Here is an 18,945-nt window from a genome sequence, read left to right as displayed (position 1 = left end):
AGTAAAATAGTAAACATCATATAAGGACGGGTGAATAAAGATGTTCTTAACATTATTATATTTAGTAATAGTGATTGTTATTGTATTTTACTTAAAGCGAATCGTTTTAGGTGAATTGAGAAAAGAGAAAAATAAGCAAAGTTTTGCGTATTTATATATTGGATTTGCCGTTACAATTGTTTTTGTAGGCTTATTTGTAAATCAATTAACACATGTATTTATTGATTTAACAGATGTATTTTATCGTAAATAATGATGCTTTATATATAGCAGAATAGAATGAGGTGTCTTAAATGCGCATATATCCTAAGGGCGATTCTGCATTAACTGTAATGAGCGATCGTGAACCTTCGAGACAGCTAACGCATGAAATTAATGAATTTAGATTAGAAATATTAAATCAAGATATGCCTTTTATAGATGAGGTTATACCAAGCGAAAATAGTTTGATGGTTGTGTATCATCCATATAGCATGATGATGAATCACAATATTAATGAGCCATTTAAATATATGACTGAATTTGTAGAACGTATTATTTATCAGAAAAAACAAGACATTAATGATAGAGAAGTTATAAAGGAATCGATTATGATAGATGTTATTGTGGGTGGCGAATATGGTCCAGATTTCGATACTTTAACTGACTTGTCAGAAGAAGAACAAAGTCAAGTGCTGGAATCTAGAACTTATTTTGTTTCAATGATAGGTCATACACCAGGATGTCCTTATTTATCTGGATTAAGTCATCGATTGCATTCAGGTAATGCACAGTTCAAACATTTTATCCCTAAAGGATCATTGTGTATTGAAAGAAATAAATTATTTATTACGACAACTGATACAAGTGGTGAATGGCCAGTCATTGGTTGGACGAATATTGAAATATACGATAGACAAAATAATGTTTGTAAGCTTAATTTTGGTGATGATGTCATCTTAAATATTGTAGATCAACTACAAAGCAAGGATGGAGGGTATAAGCCATGTCATTAATTATTCGAGAAGCTGGACTATACTCTTCGATTCAAGATTTAGGAAGGCAAAAACAGCAACATATTGGTATTGTTAAAAATGGCTCAATCGATCAATTAAACCATAGACTCGCTAATATGCTTGTTGGTAATGAAGAAGGCGAAGCTATAATCGAAATGACGATTAAGTTGCCATCTATTCAATTTACAGAACCAACTTTAATTGCATTTACAGGGGCTAACTTCCCAGCATTTGTAGATGGTAAGAAAATAGCACCATATAAAATTCATTTGATGGACAAAGGTGAAGTATTAAAATTTGGCGAAGCTTCAAAAGGTACGAGAGGTTATTTAGCAATTGCAGGTGGTATTGTTGCTGAAGAATGGTTAGGTTCAAAATCTACGAGTATCCGCTTAGAAATGGGTGGCTACCACGGTCGTACTTTACAAGCAGGCGATGAAATCGAAATTTGCCGTAACTACACCCCTTTACAAAAAAAGCTATTTGAAAATCTAGAAGAATGCAAAACAGCTTCATGGGGCGTAGACCAATATACGTTAGCCTTAAATTATTTAACAGATATATTCCATGTTATATCGGGAGAAGGTATGACACACTTTAATGAAGCAGAGATTAAGCATCTTGAGAGCCAAGTTTATAAAGTATCTAATCGCTTTAATCGAACAGGATTAACATTAGAAGGAAACTCCGTTATTAATCGTAGAATCGTCGATCAGTCATTTTTAAGTGTTAAAAAAGGTACTGTTCTATTAAATGAAGGGAATCAACCGGTCGTGATGTTGAATGATCATCAATCATTATCCAGTTATCCTCAAATTGGAACAATTGCTTCTTATCATATCGATAAATTAGCACAAAAAAAGCAAGGTTCAAAACTCATCTTTAAGAAAATAACAATACAAGAAGCGGAACGCAATATGAGAAAACATGCTCAATTCGTTAAGCAAATTAAAACCGGCATCAGATATAAATTAAATGAAGAATTAAACAAGTAATTTTCATGTGTGAATTGTGTCTATTGTGTGCACTTTTTACACATTTCTTATTTGTATTTTAGGTTTTTAGTTGAAATTTATTGTAAAATAGTATAAATTATAATACTGTACATTAAATATTACAAGAATATTACAACCTTCAATAATATGTAATGAAATAATAATGAAAATTGATATGAGTTGAGATACGGAGGAACGGTATGAAAACTAAAAATAGGAAGATAGGCGTCTTTACATTCTTCTTGCTAACGATTTTAGCAATAGCGTTAAAGACTTATTTTGCCTATTATGTAGATTTGTCACTCGGGGTAAAGGGACTCGTACAGAATTTAATTTTATTAATGAACCCATACAGCTTGATTGCGCTAATATTGAGCGTATTCTTATTCTTTAAGGGAAGAAAGTCGTTCTGGTTTATTTTTATCGCTGGATTTGTACTATCGTTCTTACTATATGCGAACGTCGTGTACTTTAGATTCTTTTCAGATTTCTTAACATTTAGTACTTTGAATCAAGTAAGCAACGTAGAATCAATGTCTGGTGCGGTATATAGTTCATTCTCTTGGTACGATTTTATATATTTCACAGATACGATCATATTCTTATTTGTGTTGATCTTTAAGAGAAATAATTTATCAGTAAAAGCATTTCCAAAGAAATTTGTCCCAGTTGTTATGGGTGTAGCAGTAGCACTATTTTTCCTAAACTTAGCATTTGCTGAATCAGATAGACCAGAATTATTAACACGTACATTTGACCATAAATATTTAGTTAAATATTTAGGACCTTATAACTTTACGGTTTATGATGGGGTTAAAACGATTCAAAATAATTCGCAAAAAGCATTGGCAAGTGAAGATGATTTAACACAAGTTAAAAATTATACAAAACAGAAGTATCAAGAACCTAACAAAGAAACGTTTGGTATCGCTAAAGACAAGAACGTTATTAAAATTCACTTAGAAAGTTTCCAATCATTCTTAATTAACTTCAAAGTTAATGGTGAAGAAGTAACACCTTATTTAAACTCTTTAGCTAAAGGTGATAAAGGTTACAAATACTATCCAAACTTCTTCCATCAAACGGGACAAGGTAAAACAGCCGATTCAGAGTTAACGATGGATAATAGTATTTTCGGTTTACCACAAGGTTCAGCATTCTCATTAAAAGGTGACAACACTTATCAATCACTACCAGCAATTTTAAATCAACAAGGTGGCTATGAAACATCAGTCATGCATGGTGATTACAAAACATTCTGGAACAGAGATCAAGTGTACAAGCATTTTGGTGTAGATAAGTTCTATGATGCAACTTATTATGATATGCAACAAAAAAACCTTGAAAACTTAGGCTTAAAAGATGAAGTATTCTTTGATGAATCTATTGCACATCTAAAAGAACAAAAACAACCATTCTATTCTCATTTAATTACGTTGACTAACCATTACCCATTCACATTGAGTAAAGAAGATGCAACAATCGAGAAACCAGACACAGGAAGTGCAACATTAGATGGTTATATTCAAACAGCTCGTTATTTAGATGAATCATTAGAAAAATTCATGACAGAACTTAAAAAAGAAGGTTTATATGATGATTCAGTAATCATCATATACGGAGACCACTATGGTATTTCTGAGAACCATAATAAAGCAATGGCTAATTTACTTGGTGAAGATGAAATCACTCCAGCTAAATTCATGGACTTAAACAGAACGCCATTCTTTATGAAAGTACCAGGTCTTAAAGGTGGCGTCGATGAAACATACGGTGGCCAAACAGATGTAATGCCTACACTATTAGACGTATTAGGTATTAAGTCAAACAACTACATTATGTTTGGTACAGACTTATTAGCTAAAGGACACGATCAAACAGTTGCATTTAGAAATGGTGACTTTATAACGCCAGAATATAAATCAATCGGTAGCACTGTGTACGACAATAAGACTAATAAACCTATGAAGACGAAACCTAAAGATTTAGAAGAAAATAAAAATAACGTCGAAAAAGAACTCGAATTATCAGACCAGTTATTACACGGAGACTTATTCAGGTTCTATGATAACCCTGACTTCAAGAAAGTTAAGCCATCAAACTATGAATACAAATCCGGTAACGGTTATCAAGAAAAATAATTATGAGTAGATAAGTACCACAAAATCATGAGATTTTGTGGTACTTTTTTATGTTGGAAATGGGAGATGTGAGAGTCTGAAAATATACTTTTTAGTGAGGAATATGGGTTAAAGTTGTAGTAAACTCACAAGATTGGTAAAGAGGTGAGTTAAAGTTGTAGTAAACTCACATCTTTTTCAAAAATATAAAATGATTATATAGAAATGAACACTTTTGATTATTTAAAAAACATCCAAGTCATAGCTTAACTTCCTAATAAAGCCAAGAGATCATCCAAGTCATGGCTTAACGCCTGAATAAAGCCAAGAGATAGCCCATGTCCTAGCTTAACGCCTGAATAAAGCCAAGACATTCCCAAAATCATCGACATCTCTAATTCACCCAATCTACACAACGCCCATACCTCCAACCCTCAACACATTAATCAATGAAAAAATCCCAATCGTCCTCACGATTGGGATTTGTATTCTATCTAACCTAAAGCGACATCTAATATCATCATTATTGTGAATCCACCCATTAATCCTAATGTAGCTAAGTCAGTGTTATTACCTGACTGTGATTCGGGGATGAGCTCTTCTACAACAACAAATATCATTGCGCCGGCTGCGAATGCTAATGCATATGGTAATACTGGTGTAGCAATGATAACTAGTAATGCGCCTAGCATTGCGAATACGGGTTCAACTAATGCTGATGCTTGACCGTAGTTAAATGACTTCCATCTTGATAAACCTGAAGCACGGATTGGCATAGAGAGTGCTGCGCCTTCTGGAATGTTTTGTATACCGATACCGATTGCTAATCCGAGTGCGCCTAATAATGTTGCACCTTCGTTTCCAGTTGCAACACCACCGAAAGCAACACCGATGGCCATACCTTCTGGAATGTTATGCAATGTGATGGCTAAAAATAGCAAAGTGTTTTTGCCTAATTTAGTGTCAGGTCCTTCTACTCGCTGACTTTTATCAACTGCATTTTGGTGTGCATGGGGTATGACAAAGTCTAGTAGTCTAATAAACAATCCGCCTAAAAGAAAGCCGATTGCTGCTGGTAACCAAGGCATTGCTGAATGTGAACTTTGTTCTATAGAAGGTTGTAATAAAGACCAAAAACTAGCTGCAATCATGACACCTGCAGCGAAACCTTGCATTGTATTGATAACCTTTGTGTCTATATTTTTGAACAAGTAAACGAACGATGCACCGAATGCTGTTAATAGCCATGTGATGATACCTGCGAATAATGCTTGCAAGTATGGTGGTAGTTCTGTAAAAATCTGTTGCATAGTTTTTGCTCCTTCATATCTTTTGTGTGAAAAAAAGTGTATAATATATTAATTGAAAACTGAGAATACTAAAGGATGTTAATTCATGGAAGCATATAAAATTGAAAAACTTAATAAGCAATATGGTGACAAAATTATTTTTAATGATTTAGATTTATCCATTTCTTACAAAGAACGCATTGGTTTAGTTGGAATCAATGGAACAGGGAAAAGTACTTTGCTTAAAGTTATTGCAAATATTGATGATGATTATGATGCGAAGACATCTTATCCTAACCAATACCAAATTGCATATGCAAGCCAAAAGCCTGAACTTGATGAATCTTTAACTGTAATCGATGAAGTGTTAAATAACGAAACTGAATTGACGAAAGTGATTTCTAAATACGAAAATGCTTTAAATCAATATCAACAGACGGGTGAATCTAAAGATTTAGATCTTATGATGAAATATCAAACTGATATGGATCGACTAAATGCATGGGATTATAGTGCGGACGTTAAAACTATTCTATCAAAACTAGGTATAAATGACTATCTTAAAAAAATAGCTACATTAAGTGGTGGTCAGAAAAAAAGAGTTGCACTAGCAAAAGAATTAATACGTAAACCAGATTTATTATTATTAGATGAACCGACAAACCATTTAGACATTGAAGGAATTGAATGGCTCGTTAACTATATTAAACAATATCCCCATACAATCATGTTTGTTACACATGATCGTCATTTCTTAAATCAAGTTTCTACAAGAATTGTTGAACTTTCAAATGGTAAACTTACAAGTTATCCAGGTAATTATGAAGCGTATATTGAAGCAAGAGCTGAAAAAGAAGAGATTGAAGCACAACAACATGTTAAAAAGAAAGCGCTGTATAAACAAGAATTGCATTGGATGAGACAAGGTGCTAAAGCTAGATCAACGAAACAACAAGCAAGAATACAACGATTTAATACGTTAGAAGAAGATTTATCAAATAGAAAAACACAAGGTGAAGCAAGTTTGAATTTAGCGCATGCTCGTCTCGGTAAACAAGTATTTGAGTTAGACGATATTTCTAAATCTGTTGGAGATAGAAAATTATTTGAACACTTTACAACGATTATTCAAAAAGGCGATAGAATTGGTATTGTTGGAGAAAACGGCGCAGGTAAAACGACATTACTCAATATTATTAGTGGCTTAGATCAAACATTTGAAGGTAATCTCATTACAGGTCAAACTGTGAAAATTGCTTATTTTAAACAGCAAGACGAAAGTTTAACTTCAGATAAGAGAATGATTGATTATTTAAGAGAAGAAAGTGAAGTTGCTAAAGAAAAAGATGGCACAGTTGTATCTGTAACGCAGTTGTTAGAAAGATTTCTATTCCCAAGTCAGACGCATGGCACTCAAATTAATAAATTATCAGGTGGAGAACAAAAACGTTTATATTTACTAAAACTATTAGTTCACGAACCAAATGTATTAATTCTTGATGAGCCAACAAACGATTTAGATACTGAAACTTTAACAATATTAGAAGCTTATATTAATGAGTTCGGTGGAACGGTTATAACGGTAAGTCATGATAGATATTTCTTAAATAAAGTGGCAAATAAATATTGGTATATCCATGATAAGCAAATCGAACCTATGTTAGGTACATTTGAAGATTATTTAGAATATAAAAGAGAGATTGAGAAAAAAGCAACACAACAACATAAAGAAGTTCAAAAAACAGAAACGAAACCTAAGACTTCTGTAAGATTATCGTTTAAAGAAAAGCGTGAACTAGAACAACTTGAGAAAAATATTGAATATATAGAAACAAGATTAGAAGAAATCGACCAAGAAATGGTTGAACATGCTACAAATTATGAAAAATTAAATGAACTCGCAAATGAAAAGACATCAATTGAAACGCAATATGAAGAAGATTATATGCGTTGGTCATCCTTATCAGACAGATTATAAGCGTATAGAGGTGTATATATAGATGCAAAATATTTTAAAAGAGTATTTCGGATATCAACAATTTAGAGATGGACAGAAAGAAATTATTGATAAAGTTATTGATCATCGTCCCACTTTAGGTGTTATGCCAACAGGTGGCGGTAAATCGATTTGTTATCAAGTGCCGGGTCTATATTTAGATGGATTAACGATTGTGATTAGTCCATTGATTTCATTAATGAAAGACCAAGTTGATAGCTTGAGATCGATGGGAATCAAAGCTGAATTTTTAAACAGTACTTTAACAGCTAAAGAGAAAAAAAGAGTAGAGAATGAACTTGTCTCAGGACAGTTGAAATTTCTATATATTGCACCTGAAAGATTTAATCAACCACAATTTATACAAATGTTGAATAAATGTAATGTACAGCTCATCGCATTTGATGAAGCACATTGTATTTCGAAGTGGGGACATGATTTTAGACCAAGTTATCAAGAAGTAATTACACATGTTATGAGCTTGCCTCATCATTTTAGGGTGGTGGCATTAACAGCAACAGCCACTAAAGAAGTACAAGAAGATATCTCTCAAAAATTAGGAATTGCTGAAAGTGATATTGTTGAAACGTCTATTAAACGTGAGAACTTAACTTTTAAAGTGAACAATACATATCAGAGACTTAATTTTGTTAAAGATTATGTGAAGAAAAATATTAATCAATCAGGTATTATTTATTGTTCTACTAGAAAACAAGTTGAACAATTAAGTGAAACATTTGATGATTTAGAGATTAAAAATGTGATGTATCATGCAGGGCTACCAAAAGATGAACGAGAACGTGCACAACGTAAATTTATTGAAGATGATATCAAATTAGCAATTGCAACTAATGCTTTTGGTATGGGAATCGATAAATCAAATGTTAGATACGTGATTCATTATAATATGCCTCAAGATATCGAATCATATTATCAAGAGGCTGGTCGAGCTGGTCGTGATCAGTTAGACAGTGAATGTATCTTATTATTCTCAGACCGTGATATAGACCTTCAAAAATTCTTCATTTCTTCAAGTTCTGCAGATGATGAATACAAAGAAAAGCAAGGCGAAAAGCTTCGACAAATGATTCAATATACGAAGACGACTAAATGCTTAGAAGCGATGATGATTCATTACTTTAATCCTGATGAAAAATTAGAAGAGTGTGGCAGATGTTCTAGTTGTTTACAATCAGAAAAATCATATAACATGACAACTGAAGCACAAAAAATATTAAGTTGTATCGCGAGGTTAAAACAAAAAGAAAAACGTAATATGATAATACAAGTATTAAGAGGAGAACAAACACCTCAAATAACGTCTTTAGGATATGATGAACTCAGTACTTATGGTATTTTAAAAGATTATACGACGAATGAATGTCATCATTTGCTTGATGAATTACGTTATAAAGGCTATTTAAATGAACATAAAGAAATATTAAGTGTTGATCAAGAAGCGATGGATGTATTGCGTGGAAAAGTTGAAATTATGACAACACCATTTAAATCTAAACCGAAAGAAATCGTTGATATTCAAACGATTACAGATGTTGATAGATCATTGTTTAATCGATTAATAGAAGTTAGAAAAGATTTAAGTAAAGAATTAGAAGTTTCACCGCTTTCTATATTCTCTGACCAAATTTTAGAGCAATTTGCTAAACGATTACCTGAATCTAAAAAAGAAATGATTTTAATCGACGGTATTGGAAGTTATAAATTGAAACACTATTGTCCGATATTTATTGAAACCATTAAAAATTATAAACAACCCATTTAAGAAAGAATAGGCATTATATTTTGAAATTAGGGTAAATAATATAAAGGAAATTCTAGCACTGATAAAAAAGAGGAATGTGGTGTCTATTAATGATTAAGTTTGAAGCTGTTTCAAAGATATACGGGGATAAGAAAGCAGTAGATAATGTAAGTTTTAATATTAATGAAGGTGAATTTTTTGTACTTATAGGACCTTCTGGGTGTGGAAAGACTACAACACTTAAAATGATCAACAGGTTAATACCTTTATCAGAAGGATTTATATATTTTAACGATAAACCAATAAGTGAATATGATGTTGCGGAAATGCGATGGGACATTGGGTATGTTCTCCAACAAATAGCGCTTTTTCCGCATATGACGATTAAAGAAAATATCGCACAAGTACCAGAGATGAAGAAGTGGAAAAAGAAAGATATTGCGAATAGAGTAGATGAATTGCTAACTATGGTCGGTTTAGATCCTGAAACATATCGAGATAGATATCCAAGTGAGTTATCTGGAGGACAACAACAACGTATTGGCGTTATTCGTGCACTAGCTTCCGATCCGCCAGTTGTCTTAATGGATGAACCATTTAGTGCACTAGATCCAATTAGCAGAAAGAATTTACAAGATGATTTACTCGAACTTCAATCACAAATTAAAAAAACAATCGTCTTTGTAACACATGATATTGAAGAAGCAATGAAAATGGGAGACCGTATTTGTTTATTGAATCAAGGACATGTGGAACAAATTGGAACGACAGAAGACTTTATTCATCGCCCTAAGAATGATTTCGTAAAATCATTTATTGGTAATGTGGATGCGCATGTATTAAAGCAAGTGAAGTTAGGAGATATTGCGCAACCAATTTCAGAAGTAAATACGCATTCTATTGATCAATATCCTAAAGTTTCACCAGAACAAACGATTGACGACATATATGGATTATTAGCAGAACACGAAGCGATTGTGATGGATTCAGAAAATGCATCACCTAGCCATATTGTGACAAGACAATACGTGTTTAGTTATTTAGCTGAAAAGAATAGAGGTGTTTCTTCATGAATGCCTTAATCGAGACACTTTCAAGCCGTAAAGGGCAACTTTTAGAAACGTTAATTGAACATATTCAATTGTCATTTATTGCACTTTTAATTGCAGTCGTAATCGCAGTTCCGTTAGGTATATTACTGACAAAGACTAAAAAGTTAGCCGAAGTTATTATTAACATCGCAGCTGTATTACAAACAATACCATCTCTTGCTTTACTAGGTTTAATGATTCCGCTATTTGGTATAGGGCGAATACCGGCAATTATTGCACTTGTTATATACGCGTTATTACCAATATTAAGGAATACATATACCGGTATTAAAGAAGTAGATCCTTCATTGATTGAAGCGGCACGTGGTATAGGTATGAAGACTGGTAGAAGATTGTCTAAAGTTGAGTTACCACTTGCAATGCCAGTTATGATGGCTGGTATTCGAACAGCAATGGTATTAATCATTGGTACAGCAACATTAGCAGCTTTAATAGGTGCTGGTGGTCTAGGGGATTTAATATTATTAGGTATTGATAGAAATAATTCAACTCTTATATTACTTGGGGCAATTCCTGCAGCTATTTTAGCAATTTTCTTTGATGTATTTTTAAGAATTTTAGAAAGAATTTCATACAAGAAGTCTTTAATTATTCTTGGAACAATATTAGTCATATTCTTATTATCTGTAACGATACCTTTATTTGCTCAAAAAGGTGATAAAATCACATTAGCAGGTAAATTAGGATCTGAACCAGAAGTTATCACAAATATGTATAAGATTTTAATTGAAGAAGAAACTGACAACACTGTAGAAGTTAAAGCAGGTATGGGTAAGACATCTTTCCTATTTAATGCATTAAAGTCTGACGAAATAGATGGATATTTAGAATTCACAGGTACAGTTCTAGGTGAGTTAACGAAAGAAACACCGAAATCAACAACAGAACAAGAAGTATATAATCAAGCTAATAATAGTCTTGATAAAAAATTTGATATGCAATTGCTTGAACCGATGAAATATAATAATACGTATGCTTTAGCAGTTAAAAAAGAATATGCTGAAAAACATAATATTAAAACTATTTCAGATTTAAGTAAGGTAGAAGATGAAATTCGACCTGGTTTCACTTTAGAGTTTAATGACCGTGAAGATGGTTACAAAGGTATTCAAAAGAAATATGATTTAAACTTTAAAGATGTTAAAACTATGGAACCTAAATTAAGATATCAAGCACTTGAAAGTAACGATATTGATTTAATCGATGCATATTCAACAGATGCTGAGCTTAAAGAATATGGCATGGTTGTATTGGAAGATGACAAAAAATTATTCCCACCATACCAAGGTGCACCACTTATGAAAAAAGAAACAATTAAAGAGCATCCAGATGTAGTGAAAGCTATGAATAAACTAAAAGGCAAAATATCTGATGAAGAAATGCAAGAAATGAATTATAGAGTGACAATCAAGGATGAAGATGCTTATCAAGTCGCGAAAGAATATTTACAGAAGAATGACTTGATCGATTAAATACCATTGATTTATGAAAATGATTAGGTCTATAATACTAGTAAATTAACAAACGGTAAATTTCGGTTTACCGTTTTTATAATTCAACTTGGAGGTCTAAAAATGAAGCAACAATTAAGTGAATTACAAGCATACCAACCGGGGTTATCTCCGAGACAATTAAAAGAAAAATACGGCATAGATGGAGACATGGTCAAACTTGCTTCAAATGAGAATTTATATGGTCCTTCACCAAATGTTAAAGAAGCAATCAAAGCTAATTTAGATGAATTATTCTACTATCCAGAAGTGAAACAATTTGAAGTGAAAGAAACATTAAGTACATTTCTCAATGTGAAAAAAGAACAAATATTCTTTGGTTCAGGTTTAGATGAAGTGATTATGATTATTTCAAGAGCAGTTCTTGAAAAAGATGATGAAATTTTAACGAGTGACATGACATTTGGACAGTATAGACATCATGCCATTATTGAAAGTGCTCAAGTTAAAACAACACCAATTAAAGATGGATATTTTGATTTAGATGCAATGTATGAACAAATTACAGATAAAACGAAACTGATTTGGATTTGTAATCCGAATAACCCAACAGGCACATATTTGCCTCATGATGCAATAGAAGCATTTATTCAAAAAGTACCAGATGATATTATCGTTTTAATAGATGAAGCATATATAGAATTTGCTGTTGCTGAAGACATGCCAAATAGCTTAGAATTGCTTTCAAAATATAATCAAGTCGTTGTCTTACGTACACTTTCTAAAGCATATGGATTAGCAGCACAACGTATTGGTTATGCAATCGCTAATGAATCATTATTAGACCAATTAGATATTGTCAGATTACCATTCAATGTAACATCACTTTCAGCTGTTGCAGCAGATGCCGCGATTAAAGATCAAGCATACTTAAAAGACATTACAACAAAGAATCGTCATGAAATTGAGAAATTCTTAAATGCACCTTTTAAAGAACATATTTACGATAGCCAAACGAACTTTATATACGTTAATACAGACGAACCTCAAGTATTATATGATTATTTAATAAAAGAAGGCTTTATCACAAGACCATTCCCAAATGGTGTACGTATTACGATGGGCTTTAGTGAACATAACGATAAGATGTTACAAGTATTAGAAGAATTCTTTAAAACACACAGTTCGTAATAAAGGAAAGGCATTGCGTTCTTTGGTATACTAGTAGACATTGATATATAAAGGAGAAGGTATAATGACGAAGCAAACAATTGGTATCGATATGGATGAAGTGCTAGCTGACACAATAAAAAAACTTTTAAGACGTTACAATGAAGAAACTTCTTCTAATGTTACTATGGAAGAACTTAAAGGTACTAAAATCCGTAATATGATGCCTGAACATCAAGGTATTTTGACAAGCATTTTAAGAGAAAATGGATTTTTTAGAGACTTAGAAGTATTTCCAGACGCTGTGGAAGTTGTACAGAAGTTAAATGAATACTATGACGTATATATTGTTACAGCAGCAATGGACGTACCAACATCATTTGCTGATAAATACGCTTGGCTAAGAGAACATATGCCATTCTTAGACCCTCAACACTTTGTATTTTGTGGAGATAAAGGTATCGTCAATACAGATTATTTAATTGATGATAATCCTAAACAACTAGAAAGCTTCAATAATCATTCTATTATGTATGCAGCAGATCATAATATTGATATTGATAAATGGCCAAAAGTTCAAAACTGGAAAGAAGTAGAAGCATATTTCTTTGGTGAAAACGGGGAATATAATAAACAACAAGAATCTTTATCAGAATCATATAAATAAAGTAAAAGACATCAGCTTGGGAAGCTGATGTCTTTTACTTTAATGTATGCCTTGCATAAGTTTTTTAATTTTTGGCGTCATTGATAATACAATAAGTGAAACGACAATTGCGATTGCGCCGATTAAGCCAAAGTAGTTCTGTTGTCCTAACGGCTCAATCAGTTTAACTAATTGTCCGTTAATACCTTGTGCTGTTGCATTCGTTAAGAACCAAAGACTAAGCATTTGTGCTGAAAAGGCTTTTGGTGCAAGTTTAACGGAAACACTTGATCCAGTAGGTGATAAACATAATTCCCCAATAACACATAGGAAGAAGCTTAATACTAACCAAATTGGATTCATCAGTTCAGCTTGTTGCATCATCATAGCAATCATCATAGCAATAAATGAAATACCAGCGAATGCTAAGCCAATTACAAATTTAAGTGGTGTAGAAGGATTGTATTTACCTAATTTTTGCCACAAGAATGAAATAACTGGTGCAAATAGAACAATGAAGATTGGGTTAATGGATTGGAACCAACCTGCTGGTATCACGAAATTAATACCATATGCATTTAAATCTAATTGTGTATGTTCTTGCGCGAATACACCAAGTACGTTTGATCCTTGTTCTTGAATACTCCAGAATAAAACAGAAGCTAAGAACAATGGTACATACGCAAGTAATCTTGATTTTTCTGTTTGATCTATATCAGGGCTTCTATACATAATTGTCCAGTATATAAATGGTATAACGATACCGATAATTAAAACGATTAAACTGATTGAATTAAATGTAAGATAACCTGTTAAATATAAAATAGCTAAAAGAATAACAATACCTATTGCACTATATGTAAACATTTTAGCGTATTTAACTTTTTCTTTATGATTGAGTGGGTTAGAAGGATAATTTTCAACTTCCCCAAGACTTCTTTTTTGGAATAGAATGTATGCTACTAAAGCTAAAAGCATACCGAAAGCTGCGATTGAGAATCCTTGGTGGAAACCAACGCTTACACGTACTTTGTCGATAATAAGTGGTGATAATAAAGCACCCATATTAACTGACATATAAAAGATAACAAAACCTGCATCTAATCTATTATCATTCTTATGATATAAACCACCTACAACATTTGAAATGTTAGGTTTCATAAGTCCCGAACCTACAATGATTAATATCATAGAAATAAGAAATGCACCTAAACCAAACGGTAAAGATAACACTAAATGACCTAGCATAATAAGTACTGCACCGTACATTAATGATCTACGAGAGCCAAGTAATCTATCAGCTACCCAACCACCTAATATACCTGTCATAAATATTAATGAACCATACATGGCCATAATTTGTTGAGCTGTAATTTTATCTAAACCTAGTCCGCCTTGGCTGACAGTAAAGTATAAATAATACAGTAAAATTGCACGCATCCCATAATAACTAAAACGTTCCCAGAATTCTACAAAGAACAATATACCTAGGCCGCGAGGATGTCCAAAAAATCCATGTTGAGGGACAGTTTCAACCATTTCCTCTCGCGTCATTTTGCCCATAAAAAATCGCTTCCTTTCTAAACTTCCCCCGATTGTCAGGTAAGTTTAAAGAACATTTTAACCCTATATGTTAGTAAATTCAATAAAATTTTAATAAGTTCTAATATTGTGAATATTCTAAAATGATTAATATATCATTAAAAAGTATTTTTACACATATTAGTTAATTGTGTAACTCGTATTGTTGTGTGATAAGAGTGAAGCTGGGCTCTTGATGTTGGTATTAGGGACAGAATTCCGAGAAATGTCCGTAAGAGGTGCTGTTAGGGACAGAATTCCGAGAAATGTCTCTAAGAGGTGCTGTTAGGGAGAGAATTCCGAGAAATGTCCGTAAGAGGTATTGTTAGGGACAGAATTCCGAGAAATGTCTCTAAGAGGTGCAGTTAGGGACAGAATTCCGAGAAATGTCCGTAAGAGGTGCTATTAGGGACAGAATTCCGAGAAATGTCTCTTATTGAGCACATTCTAATTACCAGAATTCGAAATAATGGAAGTTACAGCATCCTAACTCCCACCAATCAGAACTTTCCCAATACTAAAAAAGGTAAGGGCAACTTTCGTTGCCCTTACCTGGTAAATGGCTAGATCTTATTTTACGCCGGCCATTAATGTTTTAATTTTTGGACTTGCTACAAGTAAGATGATTGAAATGATGATTGCGAATATACCTGAGTATAAGAAATAATCATTTGAACTAATACTTGTATAAATTTTTACCATTTGAGCATTCAAACCTTGAGCCATAGCATTTGATAAGAACCAAACACTCATCATTTGAGCTGTAAATGCTTTTGGTGCTAATTTAGTCGTTGTTGATAATGCGATTGGTGATATACAAAGTTCACCAAGTGTTACTAATAAGAAACTTGCGAATAACCAAACTGGGTTAATTAAAGTTGATGTGTCTGATAACGGAACGACCATAATAATATATGAAAGTCCTGCTAAGAATACACCTATAGCAAATTTATAAACAGTAGGTGGATTGAATTTACCTAATTTAACCCATAATACTGAGAACAATGGCGCTAAAATAATAATGAAGAATGGGTTAAGTGATTGGAACCATGCTGCTGGTATATTAAAATCAATTGCGCCACCTGTTAATTTAGCCATGCTTAATTGTGTCTTAGTATCTGCGAATTGTGCTAATACTGTAGAACCTTGCTCTTGAATCATCCAGAATGCTACTGCTGCAATGAATAATGGTATATATGCATATACACGTGTACGTTCATAATCTTCAGTCTTTTTACTTAATGAAATTTTCACGAAATAGTAAATTGGTAGAACAACACCAAGTACTGAAATAAAGTTTGCAAAATTAGGCAATGTTAATTGTCCGAATAGACTAAGGATGAAACAAACGATTGCGATAATTACGACAGTGATACCAACAATTTTGACCATTTTTTTCTTTTCAGAAGATGATAATGGATCAGGTACTTCAACGCCCGCTAAACCTAAATATTTCTTGTTTGTGATGAAATAAATAATTAAACCGATGAACATACCAACTGCTGCTACTGCAAAACCAGCATGGAAGCCTACGTTTACTTGTAACCAACCGATTAATAATGGTGAAATTAAAGCACCTAAGTTGATTGACATATAGAAAATAGTAAATGCTGAATCCATTCTTGGGTCATTCTTTTCATATAATAAACCTACTGTAGAAGAAATGTTTGGTTTCAATAATCCTGTACCAATAATTAAGAACAATAGCGCGATTAATAACAATGTAAAATTATTTGGTAATGATAATAAGATGTGACCAATCATGATGAGTATTCCACCGTAGAATAATGCATGGCGTGTACCAGTAATTCTATCAGCAATCCATCCACCGATAACACCACTCATATAAACAAGTGCACCGTAGATTGAGACGATTTGTAGTGCTAAACCTTGATCAATACCAAAGCCGCCTTTTGCTACTGAATAGTAAATGTAGTAGGCAAGAATAGCCTTCATTCCATAATAACTAAATCTTTCCCAGAATTCGGTAAGGAATAGTGTAGCCAAGCCTTTAGGATGACCAAAGAAACCTGTACGTGGTGTACTTTGGATAATTTCCTCTTTAGTATAATGTTTGTTACCCATTTTTTACTTCCCCTCATAATAAACTGTATTCATTTTTAGATGTACTTAAAATTAGCACATGTTAAATTGTAATGCTTTCACAAAATAAACACAAGTTAAAGATTAACAATATTCATACAATAATGACTATTAAAAATACTAGCGTCAATAGTGGCAAGGCTTAAGATAAATGTGAACAAATTTTTAAAATTGTAAGCGTTTTCTTTATTGGTGGGTAATATGTTTTGAAATGTGGAATTTATGTATATAAAAAGCCGAGTCATGTTGAATATGACTCGGCTAAATATTGGATAATTATCTGTTATCTATATTTTCAGGGTATAAATCGTGGTTCATCATACGATACTCTGCCATTTTTTCGTATTTAGAATCTGGTCTTCCGTAGTTTGTATAAGGATCTATAGAAATGCCTCCACGTGGTGTGAATTTACCTAAAACCTCTATATAATGGGGGTCCATTAATTCTATTAAATCATTCATGATAACATTCATACAATCTTCGTGAAAATCACCATGGTTTCTAAAACTGAATAAGTATAATTTTAATGATTTAGATTCTACCATTTTGACGTTTGGAATATAAGAAATATAAATTGTCGCAAAATCAGGTTGTCCAGTAATAGGACATAGTGAAGTGAATTCTGGACAATTGAATTTTACAAAATAATCTCTACCTTGATGTTTATTGTCAAACACTTCTAATACTTCTGGTTTGTATTGGTCATAATATTGATTATTTTGATTCCCTAATAACGTAATATCTTTTAAATCGTCTTTGTTTCTTCCCTCTGACATTATGATTCTCCTTTATTAATTGCTTCTTTAGGTTTTGGGTTTCTTTGGGCTTTCTTGAACATATAATAGCCTGCTAAGAATATAATAATGTATCCTAGGTAACTGAGTAAATCTGGTACTTCTTTAAATAAGATGAAACCGAGTATTGCACTGAATATTACAGATGCATATACAAATATTGAAATATCTTTTGCTGCTGCGAAACTATATGCAATTGTAATACCAAATTGACCAACTGTTGCAAAGACACCTGATAACAATAATATGATGACTTGTGAAAGTGTCATTGGTTCATATGTAAATATGACAAACGGAATTAATGCAACCGTAGAAAAGAATGAAAAGTAAAATACTGTTGTATATGATTTTTCACGTTGTCCTAAAGGTCGTAGTGCAGTATAAGCACCTGCAGCAAAAATTCCAGATAATAAACCAATAACTGCTGGCATCATATCTGAATCAAATGTTGGCTTAATGATAAACAATGCACCAAGAATCGCTACAACCATTGCAATTACTTGATATTTGCGTGCTTTTTCATTTAAAAATAACGCACAAAGTAGTATAGTCCAGAATGGGTTTAATTTCATTAACATATCCGCATCACTTAATACCATGTGATCAATTGCATAAATATTGAGTAATACACCAATAAGTCCAAGTGTAGAGCGTAAAATGAGTAACGGTTGATTTTCTAATTTACCGAAAAATGGTGCTCTATACTTCATGACAAAGTAAATAGGTACAATCATCGCGATGAGATTTCTGAAAAGTGATTTTTGGAAAACTGGTAAGTCACCAGATAATCTGAAGAATACTGCCATTAAACTAAAACCAATCGAAGAAATGAGTATTGCAATTATTCCTTTTACTGTGGAATTCATGTAAACACCTTCTATTTTTTATCAATGAACATATATTATCATAATTCACTTTAAAAAGTATATG

At 32.6% G+C, this 18,945-nt stretch carries 15 protein-coding genes; 10 read left to right on the top strand and 5 right to left on the bottom strand.

Annotation, left to right across the window (positions count from 1 at the left end; all coding sequences use genetic code 11):
• Nucleotides 1-40: 40 nt before the first annotated feature.
• The 4 genes from ACJTHF_RS02355 (at nucleotide 41) to ltaS (ending at nucleotide 4,131) form a co-directional block, all read left to right on the top strand.
• The gene (locus ACJTHF_RS02355; RefSeq protein ID WP_058591631.1) at nucleotides 41-253 is read left to right on the top strand and encodes a hypothetical protein; all 213 of its coding nucleotides are present in this window, start codon (nucleotides 41-43) and stop codon (nucleotides 251-253) included.
• Nucleotides 254-293: 40 nt separating this feature from the next.
• Nucleotides 294-995: a carboxyltransferase domain-containing protein gene (locus ACJTHF_RS02350; protein ID WP_208182771.1), complete on the top strand. Its 702-nt coding sequence runs from the start codon at nucleotides 294-296 to the stop codon at nucleotides 993-995.
• The gene (locus tag ACJTHF_RS02345; protein ID WP_078355503.1) at nucleotides 986-1,990 is read left to right on the top strand and encodes a biotin-dependent carboxyltransferase family protein; all 1,005 of its coding nucleotides are present in this window, start codon (nucleotides 986-988) and stop codon (nucleotides 1,988-1,990) included. Before ACJTHF_RS02350 ends, ACJTHF_RS02345 begins: the two co-directional genes overlap by 10 nt.
• Nucleotides 1,991-2,190: 200 nt before the next feature.
• Nucleotides 2,191-4,131: a polyglycerol-phosphate lipoteichoic acid synthase LtaS gene (ltaS, locus tag ACJTHF_RS02340; RefSeq protein ID WP_048539950.1), complete on the top strand. Its 1,941-nt coding sequence runs from the start codon at nucleotides 2,191-2,193 to the stop codon at nucleotides 4,129-4,131.
• 473 nt (nucleotides 4,132-4,604) lie between these two features.
• Here ltaS and ACJTHF_RS02335 read toward each other — a convergent pair whose 3' ends face one another.
• On the bottom strand, nucleotides 4,605-5,420 hold the full coding sequence (locus ACJTHF_RS02335) for a ZIP family metal transporter (protein ID WP_058591629.1): 816 nt from the start codon (nucleotides 5,418-5,420) through the stop codon (nucleotides 4,605-4,607).
• Between the two features lie 85 nt (nucleotides 5,421-5,505).
• On the opposite strand from ACJTHF_RS02335, the gene ACJTHF_RS02330 reads away from it, so the two are divergent.
• The 6 genes from ACJTHF_RS02330 (at nucleotide 5,506) to ACJTHF_RS02305 (ending at nucleotide 13,557) form a co-directional block, all read left to right on the top strand.
• On the top strand, nucleotides 5,506-7,377 hold the full coding sequence (locus tag ACJTHF_RS02330) for an ABC-F family ATP-binding cassette domain-containing protein (protein ID WP_078355504.1): 1,872 nt from the start codon (nucleotides 5,506-5,508) through the stop codon (nucleotides 7,375-7,377).
• A 22-nt stretch (nucleotides 7,378-7,399) separates the two neighbouring features.
• Nucleotides 7,400-9,178 (top strand): DNA helicase RecQ, encoded by a 1,779-nt coding sequence (gene recQ, locus ACJTHF_RS02325; RefSeq protein WP_078355505.1) that lies wholly within the window; start codon nucleotides 7,400-7,402, stop codon nucleotides 9,176-9,178.
• Nucleotides 9,179-9,267: 89 nt separating this feature from the next.
• A complete protein-coding gene (locus ACJTHF_RS02320; RefSeq protein ID WP_048539946.1) occupies nucleotides 9,268-10,230 on the top strand; it encodes an ABC transporter ATP-binding protein in 963 nt (320 codons plus the stop codon).
• Nucleotides 10,227-11,741: an ABC transporter permease/substrate-binding protein gene (locus ACJTHF_RS02315; RefSeq protein WP_078355506.1), complete on the top strand. Its 1,515-nt coding sequence runs from the start codon at nucleotides 10,227-10,229 to the stop codon at nucleotides 11,739-11,741. Before ACJTHF_RS02320 ends, ACJTHF_RS02315 begins: the two co-directional genes overlap by 4 nt.
• Before the next feature lie 102 nt (nucleotides 11,742-11,843).
• Nucleotides 11,844-12,911, top strand: coding sequence for a histidinol-phosphate transaminase (hisC, locus tag ACJTHF_RS02310; protein ID WP_058591625.1), 1,068 nt, complete (start codon nucleotides 11,844-11,846; stop codon nucleotides 12,909-12,911).
• Nucleotides 12,912-12,975: 64 nt separating this feature from the next.
• A complete protein-coding gene (locus tag ACJTHF_RS02305) occupies nucleotides 12,976-13,557 on the top strand; it encodes a 5' nucleotidase, NT5C type (RefSeq protein WP_058591624.1) in 582 nt (193 codons plus the stop codon).
• A gap of 39 nt (nucleotides 13,558-13,596) precedes the next feature.
• Here ACJTHF_RS02305 and ACJTHF_RS02300 read toward each other — a convergent pair whose 3' ends face one another.
• The 4 genes from ACJTHF_RS02300 to ACJTHF_RS02285 all read right to left on the bottom strand — a co-directional run bounded on the left by ACJTHF_RS02300 (nucleotide 13,597) and on the right by ACJTHF_RS02285 (nucleotide 18,881).
• Nucleotides 13,597-15,099, bottom strand: a complete 1,503-nt coding sequence (locus ACJTHF_RS02300) for a peptide MFS transporter (RefSeq protein ID WP_078355508.1) — start codon at nucleotides 15,097-15,099, stop codon at nucleotides 13,597-13,599.
• A 588-nt stretch (nucleotides 15,100-15,687) separates the two neighbouring features.
• Nucleotides 15,688-17,202 (bottom strand): peptide MFS transporter, encoded by a 1,515-nt coding sequence (locus tag ACJTHF_RS02295; protein ID WP_048539941.1) that lies wholly within the window; start codon nucleotides 17,200-17,202, stop codon nucleotides 15,688-15,690.
• A 294-nt stretch (nucleotides 17,203-17,496) separates the two neighbouring features.
• The gene (gene queF, locus ACJTHF_RS02290; protein ID WP_048539940.1) at nucleotides 17,497-17,997 is read right to left on the bottom strand and encodes a preQ(1) synthase; all 501 of its coding nucleotides are present in this window, start codon (nucleotides 17,995-17,997) and stop codon (nucleotides 17,497-17,499) included.
• On the bottom strand, nucleotides 17,997-18,881 hold the full coding sequence (locus ACJTHF_RS02285; protein WP_048539939.1) for a DMT family transporter: 885 nt from the start codon (nucleotides 18,879-18,881) through the stop codon (nucleotides 17,997-17,999). Before ACJTHF_RS02285 ends, queF begins: the two co-directional genes overlap by 1 nt.
• Nucleotides 18,882-18,945: the final 64 nt, after the last annotated feature.

This window comes from Mammaliicoccus sp. RAM2 (assembly GCF_045897195.1).
GTDB classification, from domain to species: domain Bacteria; phylum Bacillota; class Bacilli; order Staphylococcales; family Staphylococcaceae; genus Mammaliicoccus; species Mammaliicoccus sciuri.
This window is presented reverse-complemented; position numbering and strand designations above follow the sequence as displayed.

What these genes read in the sequence shown, in the direction of transcription:
- ACJTHF_RS02355 (WP_058591631.1), top strand. Translation starts at nt 41, where the DNA reads ATGTTCTTAACATTATTATATTTAGTAATAGTGATTGTTATTGTATTT.
- ACJTHF_RS02350 (WP_208182771.1), top strand. Translation starts at nt 294, where the DNA reads ATGCGCATATATCCTAAGGGCGATTCTGCATTAACTGTAATGAGCGAT.
- ACJTHF_RS02345 (WP_078355503.1), top strand. Translation starts at nt 986, where the DNA reads ATGTCATTAATTATTCGAGAAGCTGGACTATACTCTTCGATTCAAGAT.
- ltaS (WP_048539950.1), top strand. Translation starts at nt 2,191, where the DNA reads ATGAAAACTAAAAATAGGAAGATAGGCGTCTTTACATTCTTCTTGCTA.
- ACJTHF_RS02335 (WP_058591629.1), bottom strand. Translation starts at nt 5,420, where the DNA reads ATGCAACAGATTTTTACAGAACTACCACCATACTTGCAAGCATTATTC.
- ACJTHF_RS02330 (WP_078355504.1), top strand. Translation starts at nt 5,506, where the DNA reads ATGGAAGCATATAAAATTGAAAAACTTAATAAGCAATATGGTGACAAA.
- recQ (WP_078355505.1), top strand. Translation starts at nt 7,400, where the DNA reads ATGCAAAATATTTTAAAAGAGTATTTCGGATATCAACAATTTAGAGAT.
- ACJTHF_RS02320 (WP_048539946.1), top strand. Translation starts at nt 9,268, where the DNA reads ATGATTAAGTTTGAAGCTGTTTCAAAGATATACGGGGATAAGAAAGCA.
- ACJTHF_RS02315 (WP_078355506.1), top strand. Translation starts at nt 10,227, where the DNA reads ATGAATGCCTTAATCGAGACACTTTCAAGCCGTAAAGGGCAACTTTTA.
- hisC (WP_058591625.1), top strand. Translation starts at nt 11,844, where the DNA reads ATGAAGCAACAATTAAGTGAATTACAAGCATACCAACCGGGGTTATCT.
- ACJTHF_RS02305 (WP_058591624.1), top strand. Translation starts at nt 12,976, where the DNA reads ATGACGAAGCAAACAATTGGTATCGATATGGATGAAGTGCTAGCTGAC.
- ACJTHF_RS02300 (WP_078355508.1), bottom strand. Translation starts at nt 15,099, where the DNA reads ATGGGCAAAATGACGCGAGAGGAAATGGTTGAAACTGTCCCTCAACAT.
- ACJTHF_RS02295 (WP_048539941.1), bottom strand. Translation starts at nt 17,202, where the DNA reads ATGGGTAACAAACATTATACTAAAGAGGAAATTATCCAAAGTACACCA.
- queF (WP_048539940.1), bottom strand. Translation starts at nt 17,997, where the DNA reads ATGTCAGAGGGAAGAAACAAAGACGATTTAAAAGATATTACGTTATTA.
- ACJTHF_RS02285 (WP_048539939.1), bottom strand. Translation starts at nt 18,881, where the DNA reads ATGAATTCCACAGTAAAAGGAATAATTGCAATACTCATTTCTTCGATT.